The 17560-nt window shown below is 71.5% G+C and carries 18 protein-coding genes; 6 read left to right on the top strand and 12 right to left on the bottom strand.

Features of this window, described 5'->3' with window-relative positions:
* Positions 1-217 precede the first annotated feature (217 nt).
* Positions 218-790, top strand: a complete 573-nt coding sequence (locus tag Q7W82_RS01980) for an Ax21 family protein (RefSeq protein WP_010340063.1) — start codon at positions 218-220, stop codon at positions 788-790.
* Between the two features lie 176 nt (positions 791-966).
* Here Q7W82_RS01980 and Q7W82_RS01985 read toward each other — a convergent pair whose 3' ends face one another.
* The 5 genes from Q7W82_RS01985 to Q7W82_RS02005 form a co-directional block, all read right to left on the bottom strand.
* A complete protein-coding gene (locus tag Q7W82_RS01985) occupies positions 967-1992 on the bottom strand; it encodes an NAD(P)H-dependent glycerol-3-phosphate dehydrogenase (RefSeq protein WP_242159114.1) in 1026 nt (341 codons plus the stop codon).
* A gap of 18 nt (positions 1993-2010) precedes the next feature.
* Positions 2011-2529: a protein-export chaperone SecB gene (gene secB, locus Q7W82_RS01990; RefSeq protein ID WP_160947900.1), complete on the bottom strand. Its 519-nt coding sequence runs from the start codon at positions 2527-2529 to the stop codon at positions 2011-2013.
* 88 nt (positions 2530-2617) lie between these two features.
* Positions 2618-3052 (bottom strand): rhodanese-like domain-containing protein, encoded by a 435-nt coding sequence (locus Q7W82_RS01995; protein ID WP_019797227.1) that lies wholly within the window; start codon positions 3050-3052, stop codon positions 2618-2620.
* A gap of 53 nt (positions 3053-3105) precedes the next feature.
* Entirely contained in the window at positions 3106-3525 is a 420-nt protein-coding gene (locus Q7W82_RS02000; RefSeq protein WP_242159113.1) for a hypothetical protein, read from the bottom strand.
* 45 nt (positions 3526-3570) lie between these two features.
* Positions 3571-4041: a YiiD C-terminal domain-containing protein gene (locus tag Q7W82_RS02005; RefSeq protein ID WP_242159112.1), complete on the bottom strand. Its 471-nt coding sequence runs from the start codon at positions 4039-4041 to the stop codon at positions 3571-3573.
* Positions 4042-4074: 33 nt separating this feature from the next.
* On the opposite strand from Q7W82_RS02005, the gene Q7W82_RS02010 reads away from it, so the two are divergent.
* The 3 genes from Q7W82_RS02010 to Q7W82_RS02020 all read left to right on the top strand — a co-directional run bounded on the left by Q7W82_RS02010 (position 4075) and on the right by Q7W82_RS02020 (position 7216).
* Positions 4075-4857 (top strand): uroporphyrinogen-III synthase, encoded by a 783-nt coding sequence (locus Q7W82_RS02010; protein ID WP_242159111.1) that lies wholly within the window; start codon positions 4075-4077, stop codon positions 4855-4857.
* Positions 4858-4970: 113 nt separating this feature from the next.
* Complete coding sequence (locus Q7W82_RS02015; RefSeq protein WP_242159110.1) at positions 4971-5951, top strand: uroporphyrinogen-III C-methyltransferase; 981 nt, start codon at positions 4971-4973, stop codon at positions 5949-5951.
* The gene (locus Q7W82_RS02020; protein ID WP_242159109.1) at positions 5948-7216 is read left to right on the top strand and encodes a heme biosynthesis HemY N-terminal domain-containing protein; all 1269 of its coding nucleotides are present in this window, start codon (positions 5948-5950) and stop codon (positions 7214-7216) included. Before Q7W82_RS02015 ends, Q7W82_RS02020 begins: the two co-directional genes overlap by 4 nt.
* Before the next feature lie 460 nt (positions 7217-7676).
* Here Q7W82_RS02020 and Q7W82_RS02025 read toward each other — a convergent pair whose 3' ends face one another.
* Both Q7W82_RS02025 and Q7W82_RS02030 read right to left on the bottom strand, forming a co-directional pair.
* Complete coding sequence (locus tag Q7W82_RS02025; RefSeq protein WP_242159108.1) at positions 7677-8246, bottom strand: hypothetical protein; 570 nt, start codon at positions 8244-8246, stop codon at positions 7677-7679.
* A 175-nt stretch (positions 8247-8421) separates the two neighbouring features.
* Positions 8422-9702: an acetyl-CoA C-acetyltransferase gene (locus tag Q7W82_RS02030; protein WP_160947905.1), complete on the bottom strand. Its 1281-nt coding sequence runs from the start codon at positions 9700-9702 to the stop codon at positions 8422-8424.
* A gap of 105 nt (positions 9703-9807) precedes the next feature.
* Between Q7W82_RS02030 and Q7W82_RS02035 the strand changes: the two genes are divergently transcribed.
* Positions 9808-10695 carry a hypothetical protein gene (locus Q7W82_RS02035; protein WP_242159107.1) on the top strand — a complete coding sequence of 296 codons (888 nt, stop codon included), beginning with the start codon at positions 9808-9810 and terminating at the stop codon, positions 10693-10695.
* 212 nt (positions 10696-10907) lie between these two features.
* The gene (locus Q7W82_RS02040; RefSeq protein ID WP_242159106.1) at positions 10908-11474 is read left to right on the top strand and encodes an NADAR family protein; all 567 of its coding nucleotides are present in this window, start codon (positions 10908-10910) and stop codon (positions 11472-11474) included.
* Positions 11475-11638: 164 nt separating this feature from the next.
* Here the strand turns inward: Q7W82_RS02040 and Q7W82_RS02045 are convergent, their stop codons facing one another.
* From Q7W82_RS02045 to amt, 5 genes are all read right to left on the bottom strand, one after another.
* Positions 11639-12265, bottom strand: coding sequence for a superoxide dismutase family protein (locus Q7W82_RS02045; protein WP_242159105.1), 627 nt, complete (start codon positions 12263-12265; stop codon positions 11639-11641).
* Between the two features lie 78 nt (positions 12266-12343).
* Positions 12344-12919 carry a superoxide dismutase family protein gene (locus Q7W82_RS02050; protein ID WP_242159104.1) on the bottom strand — a complete coding sequence of 192 codons (576 nt, stop codon included), beginning with the start codon at positions 12917-12919 and terminating at the stop codon, positions 12344-12346.
* 384 nt (positions 12920-13303) lie between these two features.
* Positions 13304-14734, bottom strand: coding sequence for a nitrogen regulation protein NR(I) (ntrC, locus tag Q7W82_RS02055; protein WP_242159103.1), 1431 nt, complete (start codon positions 14732-14734; stop codon positions 13304-13306).
* Between the two features lie 10 nt (positions 14735-14744).
* Positions 14745-15782 (bottom strand): ATP-binding protein, encoded by a 1038-nt coding sequence (locus Q7W82_RS02060; RefSeq protein WP_184502828.1) that lies wholly within the window; start codon positions 15780-15782, stop codon positions 14745-14747.
* A gap of 328 nt (positions 15783-16110) precedes the next feature.
* Positions 16111-17550 (bottom strand): ammonium transporter, encoded by a 1440-nt coding sequence (gene amt / locus Q7W82_RS02065; protein ID WP_242159102.1) that lies wholly within the window; start codon positions 17548-17550, stop codon positions 16111-16113.
* Between the last annotated feature and the right edge of the window lie 10 nt (positions 17551-17560).

Consider the following 17560-nt stretch of genomic DNA (forward strand, 5'->3'; position numbering starts at 1 on the left):
GGATGAGGATCATCAACTGCCTGCCGGCAGCGCTCGCAGAGCGGTGTGAACTGCATCCCGGCAGCGCACCGCCGTTCCTGAACAGGGCGTTTAATTTATGTACTAGTCAGTTCGGGATTCAGGGCGAGTTCGGGTCGCTAACGGATAATTTACATATCGGCAGCGAACGGCCCCACGCCTCAGCGCCGACAAAACCTAATAACGAAGGTACCCGATTATGAAGACCTCTCTGCTTGCTCTCGGCCTCCTGGCCACCCTGCCGTTCGCCGCTTCGGCTGCCGAAGGCCTTTCCTACAACTATGTCGAGGGCGGCTACGTCAAGACCGACGCTAGCGGCGGCGACGCCGACGGCTGGGCTGTCAAGGGTTCCTACGCGTTCCACCCGAACTTCAGCGTGTTCGGCGACTTCAACCGCCAGAAGACCGATTTCGGCGACGTGCGCGTTGACCAGTGGCGCATCGGCGCCGGTTACAACCACGAGATCGCGACCAGCACCGACCTGGTGACCCGCGTGGCCTACAACCGTTTCGACCCGGAATACGGCACCAAGTTCAACGGCTGGAGCGCCGAAGCGGGTATCCGCACCGCGTTCAACCCGTACCTGGAAGTCTATGCACTGGGCGGCTACGAAGACTACGCGAAGAAGGACGGCATCAATCCGGAAGGCCAGTTCTACGGCCGTCTGGGTGCCCAGGCCAAGCTGAACCAGAACTGGGGCCTGAGCGCCGACCTGAAGATGGACCGCCACGGCGACAAGGAATGGTTCGTCGGCCCGCGCTTCAGCTGGTAAGCGTTGCCTAGCGCCGCGCGCGTCGTCTCTCTCTCCCGCCGCGCGCGGCTCGGAAGGCCCGGTCCAACGACCGGGCTTTTTTTTGCCTGGCCGCGCCGGATACCAATGGCGCGCCGGCGTCGGAAACGAAAACGCCCGGCCAGGCCGGGCGTTCGCGTTTCCGGCAGCTGGCCGGATCAACTGAACAGGGTGGTCGGGTACTCGGGCTTCTGCTCGCGCGCCAGCAACTGCTGCAGGCCGACCGCCGGGGTCAGTTCGCCGTGCAGGACCGCGCGCACCGCGTTGGAGATCGGCAGGTCGATGCCGTGGCGCTCGGCCTGGCGCATCACCTCGTCGGCGGTCTGCACCGACTCGACCACCTGGCCGATCGCGCGGACCGCCTCCTGCAAGGGCTGCCCACGGCCCAGCGCCAGGCCCAGCCGGCGGTTGCGCGACAGGTCGCCGGTGCAGGTCAGCACCAGATCGCCCAGCCCGGCCAGGCCCATCAGGGTCTCCGGCTTGGCGCCGATCGCCGCGGCCAGCCGCAGCATCTCGTTGAGGCCGCGGGTGATCAGGCCGGCGCGGGCGTTGAGGCCCAGCTCCATGCCGTCGGCCACGCCGGTGGCCACTGCGAGCACGTTCTTCATCGCCCCGCCCAGTTCGGCGCCGACCATGTCGTCGCCGGTGTAGGCGCGGAAGGTCGGGCCGTGCATGGCGTCGGCGACCTGCTGCGCGAAGGCGGCATCGCCGTGCACGGTCACCGCGGTGGGCAGGTCCAGGGCCACTTCCTTGGCGAAGGACGGGCCGGTCACCACCGCCAGCGGGACGTCCTCGCCCAGGATCTCCTGCGCCACTTCGTGCAGGAAACGCCCCGACCCGGGCTCGAAGCCCTTGGTGGCCCAGGCCACGCCGGCCTGCGCCGGGCGCAGCGGCGCCAGCTGGCGCAGGGTGTCGGTGAACGCATGCGACGGCACCACCACCAGGATCCAGTCGGCGCCGTCGATGGCCGCGGCCAGGTCGGTGGTGGCCTGCAGGCCCTCCGGCAGCGCGATCCCCGGCAGGTAGCGCGGGTTTTCGTGACGCTGCCCGATGGCCTCGGCGACCACGGCATCGCGCCCCCACAGCACGGTCGGATACCCGTGCCGTGCGGTCAGCGACGCCAGCGCCGTGCCCCAGGAGCCGGCGCCGAGAACGGCGATCTTCTTCTTGGCGTTATCGCGCATGCGCAACGGCGGACGCGCTCAGGCGTTGCCGGCCGGCTCCGAATCGGCCAGCGACTGGCCCTCGCCCTGCTGCGCGCGCTGGCGCAGGGTCTCGGCGTACAGGGCCTCGAAGTTGATCGGCTGCAGGAAGAACGGCGGGAAGCCGCCAGCCTGGATCAGGTCGCTGACCAGCGAACGCACGTACGGGAACAGGATGCTCGGGCACTGGGTGCCGAGCAGCACGTCCACCGCCTGCGGGTCCAGGCCGACCAGGCCGAACACGCCGGCCTGCTGCACTTCGGCCACGTAGGCGGTCTTGCCGCCGGCGGTGCAGGTCAGGGTCACGGCCAGCACCACTTCGAAGGCCTGCTCGTTGAGCTGCTGCACGCGCTGGTTGAGGTTGAGCTGCAGTTCCGGCTGCGCGTTGTCGTTGAACACCGACGGCGCGTTGGGGGACTCGAAGGACACGTCCTTGACGTAGATCTTCTCGATGGTGAAAGCGGGACCGGCCGCGGCTTCGGCCGGCGCCGCGGCGCCGTTGTTGGTGACGTCGGACATTGCTTGACTCCGGTGGATTCGGTAACAGAAAGAAACGGGATTATCACACGCCGGCCGCGCCCCTCGGGGGCCGGCCGGGCGCGGTGTCTCAGCGGCCCTTGACCAGCGGCAGCTCGGCCTGCTGCCAGGCGGCGATGCCGCCCTCCAGCACGTAGACCTGCTCGAAGCCGGCCTTCTTCAACTGCTTGGCGGCGCCGTCGGCGGTGGTGCCGGTACGGCAGACCAGCACCACCGGCTGCGCCTTGGCGTTGGCCACCAGCTTGTGCTCGGGGCCGAACTGGCTGGCGGTGGCGTTGCGGCTGCCGGCGATGTGGCCCTTCTCGAAATCGGCCGAGGCCGACAGGTCGACCAGCACCGCATTGCCGGCGTTGATCAGGCGGGTCAGCTCGGCCGGCCGCAGGCTCTTGTAGCCACGGAACAGGCGCGCCACTTCGGTGACGATCAGGGCGATGGTGAGGCCCACCAGGGCCAGGGCCAGCATCGGGTTGCGGCCGGCGAAGGCCAGCAGTTCTTCGAAGTTCACGGGACTCGGGGGCGGGAAGCGGGCGCCGATTGTCGCACAGCTCGGCGACCGCGCTACTGGCCGTTCCACAGGTCCGGCAGGCCGTCCTGCAGCCACCAGGTCTTGGCCTCGGGATCCCAGCGCCAGCGCTCGCGGTAGCGGACGATGCGCTCGGCCTGGGTATTGCGGTTGATCACGCCCAGCTCGATCTCGCGCAGCGCCTCGCCCTCGCCGACCGCGCCGCCGCCGACCTTGTAGGAGGAGACCTGGATCTGCCGGTAGCGCTCCAGCTGCAGATCGGTCAGCGGGTGCGCCTGGCGGTAGGCCGGATCCACCGCCTGCCAGGCGGTTTCGAACTCGCTCCAGCGCACCGCGGCGGCGTAGGCGGTCTGCAGGTCGTCGAGCTTGCGCTGTTGCGCGCGGCTGCCGGCCACGGCCGCGCCGGTCCAGCCCAGCAGCAACAGCAGCGCGAGCGCGCGGAACATCGAAGGCATGGCGGCGTCCAGGTGGTGGCGCGCGGGGCGCGCGATCCGCGCATCCTACCCTTTGGCGATGGCCACGAAGCGACCGCCCAGGGTCGCCGCCGCCGCCGCACCGGGCGCGCCGACCTGGGCCTGGATGCCGATGCGGGCGCGGCCGCGCTGGCGGAAGGTGTGCACGAATACGTCCCAGTCGCCTTCCGTGTCGGCATTGGCCTGGGCGTGCAGATCGGCGTAGAGCGGCGCCAGGTAGCGCACCTGGCTGTCGGCGACGTAGACGTCGGCCTGCAGCCCGGCGCGGTGCAGCTCGCAGTTGACCAGCCCCCAGCCGGCCAGGGTCATCACCGATCCCAGGCTGCCGCCGAAGGCATTGCCCTTGTCGTTGATGTTGGCCGCCAGCGGCGCGACCACATGCAGGCGCCGGTCGGCATAGGCGTGCACGGCGACCTGCAGCGCCGCCACCGGCGGCATGGCCTGGAACTGGCGTTGCAGCTGCTGCAGGAACGCCTCGAAGGAAAGATCCGCTGCCATGGTGCGATTGTGCTGCCGGTGGGGGCTCGCATAATGCCTGGCATGAGCGCGCATGCAACCGCCGCCCCGGCCTGGACCCTGATCTCGCTGCGCCCGCAGGGCGAGCACGCGCCGCTGCGGCGGGCCGCGGCGCGCTGCGGCGGGCGCGTGCTGGCGGTGTCGCCGTGGCGGCTGCAGCCGCGCGCCGATCCCGCCACGCGTGCGGCCCTGGCCGCGGCATTGGCCGCACCGCGGGTCATCGTCAGCAGCCCGGCGGCGGTGCGCGCGGCGGCGGCGCTGCAGCCGCTGGCGGCACGCCCTGGGCAGTGCTGGCTGGCGGTGGGGGCAGGCACGGCGCGCGCGTTGCGCCAGCACGGCATCGCCGAGGTGGCGACGCCGGCGCGGATGGACAGCGACGGCCTGCTGGCGCTGCCGGAACTGGCCGCACCGGACCTGCCGGTGGGCCTGGTCACCGCGCCCGGTGGCCGCGGCCTGATCGCCGCGCACCTGCACGCACGCGGCACCCCGCTGCTGCGCGCCGACGTGTATGTCCGCGAACCGGTGCCGTTGCGCCCGGCCGACCTCGCCCGCCTGCGCGCAGCGCCGCCCGGGGTGCTGGCCTTGAGCAGCGGCGAGGCGCTGCACCAGCTGCTGGCGCAGTTGCCCGACGAATTGGCACGGGCCTGGCGCATGCGCCCCGTCGTCGCCGCCAGCGCGCGTCTGGCGGCGCTGGCGAGAGACCTGGGATTTACCGAGGTGGTGCAGGCGGCCGGACCGATGCCGCAACAACTGGTGGCCGCCGCGGTCGCGATCGTGACGCGCTCGCCACCTCGCTGAACGCGGGCCAGCGCCCGGGTTGCGGCCGCAGTGCCGCTCACGCCATGCTCCGGCGGTGCCGCGCCACCCGCCGCCTTGCTCGCGACGGGCGACGGCCCCCCAGGACGCTGCCGATGACCGACGAAATCCCGATCACGCCTCGCCGTTCCACACGCTGGATCTGGTTGCTGCTGGTACTCGCCACGCTGGCCGCGTTGGCGTTCGCCGGCTGGCGTGGCTGGGACTGGTGGCAGGCGCGCAGCGCGCGCGAACTGGCCCAGCAATCGGACCTGCAGCAGCAGTTGCAGGCGTTGCAGCAGGCCCAGGACAGCCTGCGTCGCGACCAGCGCGCCACCGCGCAGCGGCTGCAGGACGCGGCCAGCACCAACCGCGTGCTGCGCGACGAAATGCTCGGCCTGAGCCAGCGCAGCGCGCTGCTGGAAGCCAATGTCGCCAAGCTCGCCGATTCCAACCGCCACGGCGCGCAGGCGCTGCGCCTGGACGAGGTCGAGTTGCTGCTCAACCAGGGCCAGCAGCGCTTGCTGCTGGCCGGCGACGCGGTCGGCGCGCGCCGCGCCTACGCCCTGGCCAGCGGCGTGCTGGACGGCATCGACGATCCGCAGTTCCTCAACCTGCGCCAGGCGCTGTTGCAGGAACGCACCGCCCTGGATGCGCTGGGCGACGGCCCGCAGGCGCGCCTGGCGGCGCAGCTGGATGCGTTTTCCGCCAGCCTCGCCGCCCTGCCGACGCAATTGCCGGAGAACGCGCAACAGCCGCTGTGGCAGCGCCTGCTGGCGCCGCTGGTGAAGATCCGTCCCTCGCAGGGCGGCGTGCTGGCCGCCGGATCGGAGCGCGTGGCCGCCCACGATGCGCTGCAGCTCGACCTGACCCTGGCGCGCGCGGCGCTGGAGCGCGGCGACACGCGCGGCTATCGCAGCGCACTGGCCGGCGCCGGGCGCTGGCTGTCGCGGCTGTGGCCGGAATCGCCGCAGTTGCGCGAACGCCGCGCCGCGCTGCGCACCCTGGCCAACGCCGATCTGCGCCCGACCATTCCCGAACTCGGAACCACCCTGCAGCAGTTGCGCGCGATGCGCGACGCAAGGAGCCCGTCATGAAATCGCTTCGTTCCCTGATCGTGCTGTTGATCGTCATCGCGCTGGGCGTGATCGGTGCGCAATGGCTGGGGCAGGACCAGGTCCGCCAGCTGGGAGAGGTGATCGTGCGCGTCGGCGGCACCGACTACATCGCCTCGCTGCCGCAGGCCTCGCTGCTGCTGGTGATCGCGTTCCTGGCGCTGTGGCTGGTGTGGAACGTGCTCAGTTTCCCGTTCCGCGCCTGGGGCCGGCGCCGCCGCAAGCAGTCGCGCGCGCGCCTGCTCGACGGTCTGGCTGCCGCCCACGCCGGCCAGTGGACGCGGGCCGAGAAGCAACTCAACGCCGCCGCCGAAGATCCCGAGGTCAGCGCCATCGCGCTGATCGCCGCTGCGCGCGCGGCCGATGCGCGCGGCGACCGCGAAGCGACCGAGCGCCACCTGCGGCGCCTGGCCGAACGCGATGCTGCCGCGCACGCGCTGCTGCAGGCCGAACTGCACCTGGAGCAGCAGCGCCCGGTCGATGCGATCAACGCGCTGGACGTAGCCGCGGCGCAGCCGCTGCCGCCGCGCGGCCTGTTGCTGCGCACCGAGGCGCTGGCCCGCATCGGCCGCGCCGGCGAGGCCTACGGCCAGCTCGGCGCGATCCGCCAGCAGCAGGCCTTGCCGCTGGAGGCGATCGCCACGCTGGAGACACGCCTGGCCGCGGCCTCGCTGGACCAGGCCGGCGATGCCAATGCCCTGGCCGAGCGCTGGGAAAGCCTGCCCAAGTCGCTGCGCAGCGAGCCGGCCGTCGTGGCCGCCTATGCGGTGCGCGCGGCGGCGCTGCGCTGGGACGATGCGGCGCTGCGCAGCCTGGAGCAGGCGCTGGACACGCGCTGGGACGAAGGCCTGGCCGCGCTGTACGGACGCCTGCCGGTGGAAAAGTACGATTCGCGCCGCGCCAGTGCACAGCGCTGGCTGCAGGCGCACCCGGACAGCCCGTCGCTGCTGCTGACCCTGGCGCGCCTGGCCCGGCATCAGCAGCAGTGGCCGCAGGCCGAGGAATTCCTGCATCGCGCGCTGGCGCTCGGCGCCGGTGCCGAGGCCTGGGAAGTGTTCGGCGACGGCCATGCCGACGCTGGCGACATGCTCGCGGCGCAGCGCTGCTACGCCAATGCGCTGCGCGTGCGGCGTGGCGAACCGGCGCAGCCGCTGCCCGAACCGGTCGCCCCGGTCACCCCGATCGCGCCGGATCCGGATGGCACCGAGCGCCGCGACGCGCATGGGTTTCCGAGGCTGGAGGACTGAGTCCGGGACGAACGCGGGAGTAGGCGCGGCTTGGTGGCCCCTGTTTGGGCTCGGCCGCGACGCGCGACCGCGACTGCCCCACGTGGCTAACCGGCAGCGCCGATCGCCGGCTTTTGCCACGTTGCGCAGAATGCCGTTTGCCCCGTAGGAGCGGCTTCAGCCGCGACCGGGCATTCCCAGGAACCCCCGGTCGCGGCTGAAGCCGCTCCTACAGGATGCTTCCTGTCGTTGTCAGGGAGACGCTCAGAGCCTGCCTACGAGACAAGGTTACCTGGCGCTGATCCGCGGCGAAGCGCGTCTCAGGCATCACCGACGCAAGAGCACGCGCGCATCGCGCCGGTACCGCTGCGCGGCCGGCGAGATCCCGAAAGCCCGGCGGGATTCAGCGATGATCGTCGTGTGGCCGTGCCAGCCGCGCGGCGCTCACCGATCCGACGGTAGCACTGACCCGTCCACCCGCTCAGCGCCGCAAGGCCGGCGGCAGCGCCGGCAGGCGCGACAGGAACTCGGGCGCCAGGCCCTTGTAGCGCGCATGGCGCTCGTCCATGCGCCGCGGCACCAGGATGCGCGCGCCGAACATGCCCCAGATCAGCATGACCAGAAACACGGCGCCTCCCAACCAGAACCCGCCCTCGCCTCCGACGGCCAAACCCAGCAGCGGACCCACCAGGAAGGCACCGGCGCTCAGCAGGATGAAGCGGTTGCGCCGGCGGCGATGCGTCGCGCACATCCCGAGCACGTGGCTGCTGCGCTTGCGCGCGACCAGTGCCGCGATCGCATAGATCAGGATGCTCACCAGGATCAGCAGGTACCAGCCCGGGGCGTGCCAGTAGAACGTGCGCTTCTTCAGTTCGTCGGCACGCAGTGCCGCTCCGCACTTCACGCAATGCGGCGGGAACGGCGCGTCGCGCAGGCACAGCACCTCGTTGCCGTCGCGCCACAGCGTCTCGCCCGGCAGCGGCGGCGGCAGGCCGGGCGAAGTGGCGACGCTTGGCGCCTGGTACGGATTGAAACTGCCCTGCTCGGTCATGGCCTGCGCCCCCTGCGCGCGGTGTCGCCCGCATGGCGCAGGCGAATCGGTGGCATGGTAGCGCGGCACATGCAGGGCGGTCAGCGCCGGCGGCGCAAAGCCAGGTGGTCGCGCCAGCAGGGCGCGTCCCCAGCGGGGGGCGGTCGCACGCGTGCGTGCACACGCGCGGCCAGGCTCAGCGTTCGACGATCGCCACCACACCCATGCCGCCGGCGGTGCAGATCGAGATCAGCGCGCGGCCGCCGCCGCGTTCGACCAGTTGCTTGGCGACGGTGGCGACGATGCGCGCGCCGGTCGCGGCGAACGGGTGACCGGTGGCCAGCGACGAGCCCAGCGGGTTGATCTTGGCCGGGTCGATCTGCCCCAGCGGCGCGTCCAGGCCCAGCCGGGTGCGGCAGTAGTCTTCGCTCTCCCAGGCCCGCAGGGTGCACAGCACCTGCGCGGCAAAGGCCTCGTGGATTTCGTAGATGTCGAAGTCCTGCAGGCGCAGGCCATGGCGCTTGAGCATCTCCGGCACCGCGATGGTCGGCGCCATCAGCAGGCCTTCGCCGTGCACGAAATCCACCGCCGACACCTGCGCATCGCGCAGGTAGGCCATCGGCACGTGGCCGTGCGCCTGCGCCCAGTCTTCGGAGGCGAGCAGCACCGCCGCGGCACCATCGGTCAGCGGGGTCGAGTTGGCCGCGGTCAGGGTGCCGCGGCCGCTGACCTTGTCGAACGCCGGCTTCAGCGTGGCCAGTTTCTCCAGCGAGGTGTCGGCGCGCAGGATGTTGTCGCGCTCCACGCCGCGGAACGGCGCGATCAGGTCGGCGAAGAAGCCGCGCTCGTAGGCGGCGGCCAGCTTCTTGTGCGAGGACACCGCCCAGGCGTCCTGCGAATCGCGCGAGATGTTCCACTGCTTGGCCATGTCTTCGCAGTGGTCGCCCATGCTCTTGCCGGTGCGCGGCTCGGCCACGCCGGGGAACTCGGGCTTGAGCTCGGCGAACTTGAAGCCGCGGGTCAGCGCGCGCAGCTTGTCGCCGGCGCTCTTGGCGCGGTTGGCCGCCAGCAGCCGGGCGCGCAGCTTCTTGCCGTAGACGATCGGCACCTCGGAGGTGGTGTCCGAGCCGCCGCCGATGCCCGACTCGATCTGCCCCAGCGCGATCTTGTTGGCCACGGTGATGATGCTGTCCAGGCTGGTGCCGCAGGCGCGCTGCAGGGTGATGCCCGGGGTCAGCGGCGACAGCCCGGAGGACAGCGCGGCCTCGCGGCCCAGGTTCCAGTCGCTGGAATGCTTGATCACCGCGCCCATGGCCACTTCGCCCAGCTGCTGCCCGTGCAGCCCGTAACGCTCGACCAGCGCGCCCAGCGTGCGCACCGACATGCCGAGGTTCCCGACATCCGCATACGCCGTGTTCTGCCGGCAAAACGGAATGCGGACGCCGCCGAGAATGGCGACGGGACGGGCTGCTGGCATGGGATTACCTCGCGCGAGGGGAGTCGGGGACATGGCCTGCACGTTAGCGCAGGCATAATGAAGCGAGTGTAGCTATGCGCCCGCGACGGGCCAACCGCCAATCCCATGACCCAAGCCTTCGCCAACAGCCACGCCCGCGGGGTGATCGCCCTGGAACTGTCCTCCGGGCGCGAACCGACGCATCCGGCGCTGCCGCACACTCAGGCCGCCGAGCTGGCCGAGAAGGTCGGCCGCGACCTGGCGCAGCTGGTACCGGCGGTGCGCGAGCTGGAGCTGAGCCTGGCCGGCGCGCATTTCGACCCGGCCGAAGCGCTGCGCCCGGGCTGGCCGCTGCACCGGCGCCTGGAGGAACTCGCGGCCCGCGCGCCCGGCCGCAATGACGGCCCGCGGCTGCTGGCCTTCGGCACCGATGCGGACGGCAGCGTGCCGCTGCCGTTCCAGGCCGATAGCGGCCTGCGCGGCGGCGCGCTGCGGATCGTGCCGTTCCTGCTCAGCGGCCCCGACGACACCGTGCAGGCGGTGGCTGCGGCGCTGGAAGAAGTGCTGCTGGCGCAGGGCATGGCCCAGGCCGACACCGCGCTGCTTGCGCAGCAGGGCTTCGGCGCGGAGATCGAACACGCCCGCTACCTGACCGGCAACGACCTGGCGGCGATGATGTCGATGCAGTACGACAACCAGGGCCTGGCACCGCTGTGGCCACTGATCGAGACCGCGCTGCTGGCGCCGGACCAGGAGGAATGGCTGCAGACCCCGCCCGAGCCGCTGCTGCGCTATCGCGACGGCGAGGTGCGCATGGCCCTGTTCGATCCGGCCAGCTGGTGCGCCCACTACGCCTACGACCGCCAGGACTGCGAGCGCCTGCAGCGGGTCTACGAGCAGTACCTGGCCCGGCAGCGGCAACTGGCCGCGGTGCTGGAGGCCCATGGCCTGCCGGTGCTGTACGTGCATTGCGAGAGCGGGCAGGACGCCAAGCAGGCGTTGCTGGCGGCCTGAGCCGCGTCGGCACCTCCACTGGCTGGCCACCGCCCGACCGGAGCAAGCGCGCCAGCGATGGCCTCCGGGCGCACGCGCGTTGCAGAGAGAACGCGATGCCGGGTGACGCGGCAACAGTCGGCCGCAACGGCATGTCGCAGCATCCGCGGCGCTGCCCTGGCACCGCGGGGTTGCAGCAGTGCAGACGAACTTGATTTCCAGTGGGGACATCCATGCACACCGTGTTGACCGTGGAAGCGCTGTGCGCACGTCAGCAAGCCGGCGAACACCTCAAGTTCGTCCACTTCTGGGGGCATACGCCGAAACAGCCCGGCGCCATCGACCGCAGTTGCTTCAGCCAATGGTTCGAGGCGCCCTTCGTGCTCGATTCGGTGACTTACCCCACCGCCGAGCATTACATGATGGCCGGCAAGGCGCGGCTATTTGGCGATCACGCCGCCTGTGCCCGCATTCTGGCCGCAGCGCACCCGGGCGAGGTCAAGGCGATCGGGCGGGAGATCCAGGGTTTCGATGAATCTACCTGGCGCGACGCCCGCATGCAGTTGGTCATCGCGGGCAACCTGGGCAAGTTCGGCCAACACGCGGCGCTGAAAACCGTCCTGCTCGAGACCGGCGACAGGGTGCTGGTCGAAGCCAGTCCGGTCGACCGGATCTGGGGCATCGGCCTGGCGGCGGACGACCCGCGCGCCGCCGATCCCACGACGTGGCAGGGCGAGAATCTGCTGGGCTTCGCCCTGATGCAGGTCCGTCGGCAACTGGCGGAATCACATCGTCGCTGACCCCGACGCACGCCGCCGCTCTGCGGCATCCAGCCGCGATCCGTCGCGACTGGAGCCGTTTGCCTGATATCCGCGCCGATCAGGCACGTCCACATTCAGGAAGCGGAAGACATGGCGGCGCCCGCAACGCGGACGCCGCCATGAGAACGTCATACAGCGGGCGCTTACTGCGCCGGCGCGGCCGCGGCGTCGCCCTTGATCACGCCGCACGCCAGACGGCCGCCGGCGTTGCCGGTGGGCTGGCTCTTGTAGTCGTCCGGGTCGGCGTGGACGATCACCGCGTGGTTGAGGATGTCGAAGCCGTCGCCCTTGCCGATGTTGACGTTGTTGGACACCGCCGCATCGATGGTCGCCTTGCCCTCGGCGTCGGCCTTGAGGTTGGGCATGTCGCCGCCGTGGTGCGGATCGCTGCCGACCTGGCCGTGCTCGGTCTTGGCCGGGTTGAAGTGGCCGCCGGCGCTGCTGCCGTCGGGCGCGCTGCAGTCGCCGAACTCATGGATATGGAAGCCGTGCTCGCTGTTGGGCTTGAGCCCGGTAATGGTGCCGGTGACGTGCACGGCGCCGTCGACGGTGGTGAACTTGACCTCGCCGGCCACTTCGTTGCCCTGGGTCGGGCTGAGCGAGGCGCTGGCGCTGCCGGTGGCATTGGCGGCGGCCGGTGGCGCGCTGGCCGCGGGAGCGGCGGCAGGTTCCGGGGTCGGCGCCGGCGTGGCCGCCGGTTCCTCGCGCTTGCAGGCGCTCAGCGCCAGGGTGGTGGCCAGGAACAGCAGACTGGGAAGGGTACGACGCATGGGGTTCTCCTTCGTTGCAGAGCCGCGGAATGCGGACGGACCTCCCAGGCGGACCCGGGCGGAAGTAGCGATGCGGGGTCAGCGCAGCGGGCGGATCACGCCGCAGGCCACGCGCGCGCCGGCATTGCCGGCCGGTTGGCTGCGGTAGTCGTCCGGATCGGCATGCGCCACCAGCGCGCGGCCGACGATGTCGTTGGCCGCGCCGCCGCCGAGCACCACGCCGTGCAGCAGCACGTCGATCTGCGCGGTGCCGTCGGCATTGGCGTTGAGGTTGTCCATGTCGCCGGCGTGGTGCGGGCCGTTGCCGGCGCGGCCGTGCGGGGCACCGAGCGGATTGAAGTGGCCGCCGGCGCTGCTGGCGTCGGCCGCGCTGCAGTCGCCGCGCTCATGTACATGGAAGGCGAAGCTGCGGTTGGGCTGCAGGCCGCCGAGCGTGCCGGTGATGCGCACGCCGCCGGGCGCGGCGACCAGCGACAGCTTGCCGCTGACCAGGCTGCCGGAGGCCGGTGCCAATACGGCCTGCGCCTGCCGCACGGTGCCGGCGCTCGGCAACGGCGGGGCCTTGGGCGGCGGCGGCGGCGCCTTGGGCGGCGCGCTGCTGCACGCGGCCAGCATCAACAAGGCGCTCGCGGCGAGGGGCAATCCATAACGCATCGACATCGACTCCTGTGGCAGGGCGAAACTAGAGGGGCAGCCGTGCAGACCTCATGAAGGCGCACGGCGCGCAGTCTAACCGGCCGGGATTCGGGAGTCGGGATTGGGGATTGGGGATTGGGGATTCGGGATTCGGGATTCGGGATTCGGGAGTCGGGAGTCGGGAGTCGGGAGTCGGGAGTCGGGAGTCGGGATGACCAGCCTGCGGCTGTCGAGAGCCGGGATTCGGGAGTCGGGATTCGCAAGAGCCTGGTGCTATTCGGTTCGGCGCAGTGGCCTTTGGCGCCATGCCGCAGCGCGTCTCCCATGCAGCGGGCGACACCCGCCCGCCCAAGGGGACCTCGCCGTTGCGAATCCCCAATCCCCAATCCCCAATCCCGCGCTTCAGCGCCGCCGGCGCCCGGGCCCCAGCTTGCGGGTGACGGTGTTGCGGCCCACGCCCAGGCGGGCGGCGGCCTCGGCGCGGCGGCCCTGGGTGAAGCGCAGCGCCACTTCCAGCAGTGCCTTGTCGAAGCGCTCGCGGGCCTCGGCGTGCAGGCCTTCGGCGCCGTCGGACAGGCGCTGCTGCGCCCAGGCCGACAGCTGCGCGTCCCACTCGCCGCCGTCGCCGCTGCGTTCGCGGCGGCCGCCGCGCAGCAGGGCAGCCTCGACGTCGCCGGCGTCGATGATCTCCGCCGGCGCCAGCGCCGCCAGGCGCCAGCACACGTTCTCCAGCTCGCGCACGTTGCCCGGCCACGGATAGGCGCGCAGTGCGTCCAGCGCCGCCGGCGCCAGCCGCTTGGGCGGGGTGTCGAGCTTGCGTGCGGCCATCGCCAGGAAGTTCTCGGCCAGTTGCGGCACGTCGGCGCGGCGCTCGCGCAGCGGCGGCAACTGCAGCCGCACCACGTCCAGCCGGTGCAGCAGGTCGGCGCGGAAGCGGCCCTGTTCGACCAGCGCTTCCAGGTCCTGGTGGGTGGCGGCGATCACCCGCACGTCGACCCGGATCAGTTCGCGCCCGCCGACGCGGAAGAATTCGTTCTCGGCCAGCACGCGCAGCAGCCGGGTCTGCAACGGCAGCGGCATGTCGCCGATCTCGTCGAGGAACAGGGTGCCGCCGTCGGCCTGCTCGAAGCGGCCGATGTGGCGGCGCTGGGCGCCGGTGAACGCGCCGGCCTCGTGGCCGAACAGTTCGCTCTCCAGCAGTTCGGCCGGGATCGCGGCGGTGTTGAGCGCGACGAACGGCTTGCGCGCGCGCGGCGACTCGGTGTGCAGCGCGTGCGCGACCAATTCCTTGCCGGTGCCGGTCTCGCCGTTGATCAGCACCGACAGCGGCGCCTGCGCCAGCCGGCCGATGGCGCGGAACAGCGCGCGCATCGCCGGGGTGTCGCCGATCAGTTCGGTACTGCCCTGCCCGGCCGGCGCCACTGCCGGCGTCGCGGCGATGGCGCTGCCGGCATCGGGCAGCGCGCGCGCGGCCAGCGCCACCGCGTCGTCCAGGTCGAACGGCTTGGACAGGAACTCGTGGGCGCCGCCGCGGAACGCGCCGGCGGTGCTGGCCACGTCGGTGTAGGCCGACATCACGATCACCGGCAGTTGCGGATGCGCGGCCTTGAGCTTGTCCAGCAGCACCAGGCCGTCGTCGCCGGGCATGCGCACGTCGGTGAACAGCAGGTCGGGCATGGGCCGCTGCGCCAGTGCCTGCAGCGCGGCGGCGGCACTGTCGAAGCCGTCCACGCTGTAGCCGGCGTCGCGCAGCGCGGTGGACAGCACGAAGCGCACCGAACGGTCGTCGTCGACCACCCAGATACGTTGCGTTCCTTGCAGGGAATCGGTCATCGCAGTGCTCCTAATCGGTGTCCGCTGCGCGCTGCGGCAGCAGCAGGGTGAACACGGTGTGGCCGGGGCGGGAGCGGTAGGTCAGCGAGCCGGCATGCTCGCGCGCCACCTGCTGGGCCAGCGCCAGGCCCAGGCCGCTGCCCTCGGCGCGGCCGCTGACCAGCGGCAGGAACAGGTGCTCGGCCAGTTCCTCGGGCACGCCACGGCCGTCGTCGACGATCTCCAGGCGCAGGCCGCGCGCATGCACGCGGTCGCCGATGCGCTGGCCGTGCTCGACGCGGGTGCGCAGGGTCACCTGCGCGGCGCCGGCCTGGATCGCGTTGCGCACCAGGTTCCACACCGCCTGGGTGAGGCGGTCGGCATCGCCGAGGAATTCGGGGATGCTGGGGTCGTAGTCGCGCTGCAGGCGCACCGACCAGCCGCCTTCGTTCTCGGCCAGGCGCAGCACCCGCTCCAGCACCGCGTGGATGTTGAGCATGGCGTGCGGGCGCGCCGGCGCCGGCGACAGCAACTGGTCGAGCAAGCTGTTGAGGCGCTCGATCTCCGCGCCGATCAGTTCGATCAGTTCGCGCTCGTCCTCGTCGCGGTGCTGGGCGCGGCGCGCCAGCAGCTGGGCCGCGCCCTTGAGCCCGGCCAGCGGATTGCGCAACTCATGGGCCAGGCCCTTCAGCGCCGCGCTGAGCGCGTTCGGCAGGGCCTGCGCCGGGTCCAGCGTGGGGAATTCGTCGACCGGATGCGCTTCCAGCAGCCAGCCGCCGTCGTCCAGCCGCGACAGCCAGCCCTCGGCGAAGCGCGGGGGCTCGCCGGGCACGGCCAGGGCCATGCGGTGCAGGCGCAGCACGTCGCGCTCGTCGTTGCGCAGGAACCGCGCCAGCGCATCGCCCTGCACTTCCAGCGAGGCCAGCGGCTGGTCGAGCAGGCGCCGCACGCTGACCCCGAGCCAGCGCGCGAAGGCGGGGTTGGCGCCACGCAGGCGGCCGTCGGCATCGGCCCAGACCACCGGGGTACCGAGTGCGGAAAGTGGGGGCGGCGTGGTGTTCATGGCCATTGCACCAATGTAGTGCAAAGCCAGGCAGGCGACACGGGCATGCGGCGCATGGCGCGGCCCCTGCCCTTGCGGGCGGCGCGGCGGGCGGCCGCCTGCGGACCGGTGGGCACTGCTCCCCGGCCTTGCATCACGACGCAGCCAGGACTCTTGCGGAAAGCCGGGGGTGTGGCGAGGCGAATGGCCACGCGGAATACCTCGATCTTTTGAGAATGGCCGGCGCTTCCCCCCAGGAAGCGCCGGCGAAGGCCGCGGTCGCGAGGGCCGGCCACCAGCACCGGCCACACGCGCTGCGACAAGGCCCGCGACCGCCGCCGCGGGCCGGCGAACCTCAGGACTCGTAGGCGGATTCACCATGCGAGGTGATGTCCAGACCCTCGCGCTCGGCGTCTTCCGGCACGCGCAGGCCGACCACCAGCTTGGCGATCAGGAAGCCGACCACCGAGACCACGCCGATCCAGCCGACGGTGATCAGCACGCCTTCGGCCTGCACCAGCACCTGGTGGCCCATGGTCACGCCCTCGGCGTAGCCCATGCCGCCCAGCGCCTTGTCGGTGAACACGCCGGTGAGGATCGCACCGACGATGCCGCCGACGCCGTGCACGCCGAACACGTCGAGGGTGTCGTCGGCATTGAGCAGCTTCTTCAGCCCGGTCACGCCCCACACGCAGATCACGCCGGCGGCCACGCCGATCGCGATGGCGCCGAACGGCCCCACGGTACCGGCAGCCGGGGTGATGCCGACCAGGCCGGCGACCATGCCCGAGGCCACGCCCAGCGCCGAGGACTTGCCCTTGACCACCTTCTCGGTCAGCGACCAGGCCAGCACCGCCGCGGCGGTGGCCAGCAGGGTGTTGAGGAAGGCCAGCGCCGCGGTGGCATTGGCTTCCAGCGCCGAGCCGGCGTTGAAGCCGAACCAGCCCACCCACAGCAGCGAGGCGCCGACGAAGGTCAGGGTCACGTTGTGCGGCTTCAGCGCGGTGTGGCCGAAGCCCAGGCGCTTGCCGACGAAGTAGGAACCGACCAGGCCGGCCACGCCGGCGTTGATGTGGACCACGGTGCCGCCGGCGAAGTCCAGCGCGCCCTTGCCGAACAGGAAGCCCGGGGCCGACCACACCATGTGCGCCAGCGGCAGGTAGCCGAAGGTGAACCAGATGACCACGAACAGCAGCACCGCGGCGAACTTCACCCGCTCGGCGAAGGCGCCGACGATCAGCGCGCCGGTGATGCCGGCGAAGGTCAGCTGGAAGGCGACGAACACGTACTCCGGCAGCTTGAAGCCCTTGGAGAAGGTGTCGGCCAGCGTGGTGGTGTCGACCCCGGCCAGCAGCGCCTTGTGCAGCGTGCCGATGAACGGGCCGCCGTCGGCGAAGGCCAGGCTGTAGCCGTACACCACCCACAGCACCGCGATCAGCGAGAACACCACGCCGACCTGGATCAGCACCGACAGCACGTTCTTGGCGCGCACCATGCCGCCGTAGAACAGTGCCAGGCCGGGCACCACCATCAGCAGCACCAGCAGCGTGGAGGTGAGCATCCAGGCGACGTCGCCCTTGTCCACCACCGGCGCGGGCGTGGCCGCGGCCGGCGCGGCCGCCGGTGCGGGCGGCGGCGTCAGTTGTTCGGTGACCACGTCCGGCGTCGGCGCCGGGGTGACCTCGGCCTGGGCGAAGGCATTGCCGGGCACGCCGACCGCCATCGCGCTGACCAGCATCAGCATGCATACCGCGTAGAACCGGGCCTTCCACCCGGCGAACAGACCTGTCTTCATGAAGGGCTCC

Source organism: Xanthomonas indica (assembly GCF_040529045.1).
In the GTDB taxonomy this organism is placed as follows: Bacteria; Pseudomonadota; Gammaproteobacteria; order Xanthomonadales; family Xanthomonadaceae; genus Xanthomonas_A; species Xanthomonas_A indica.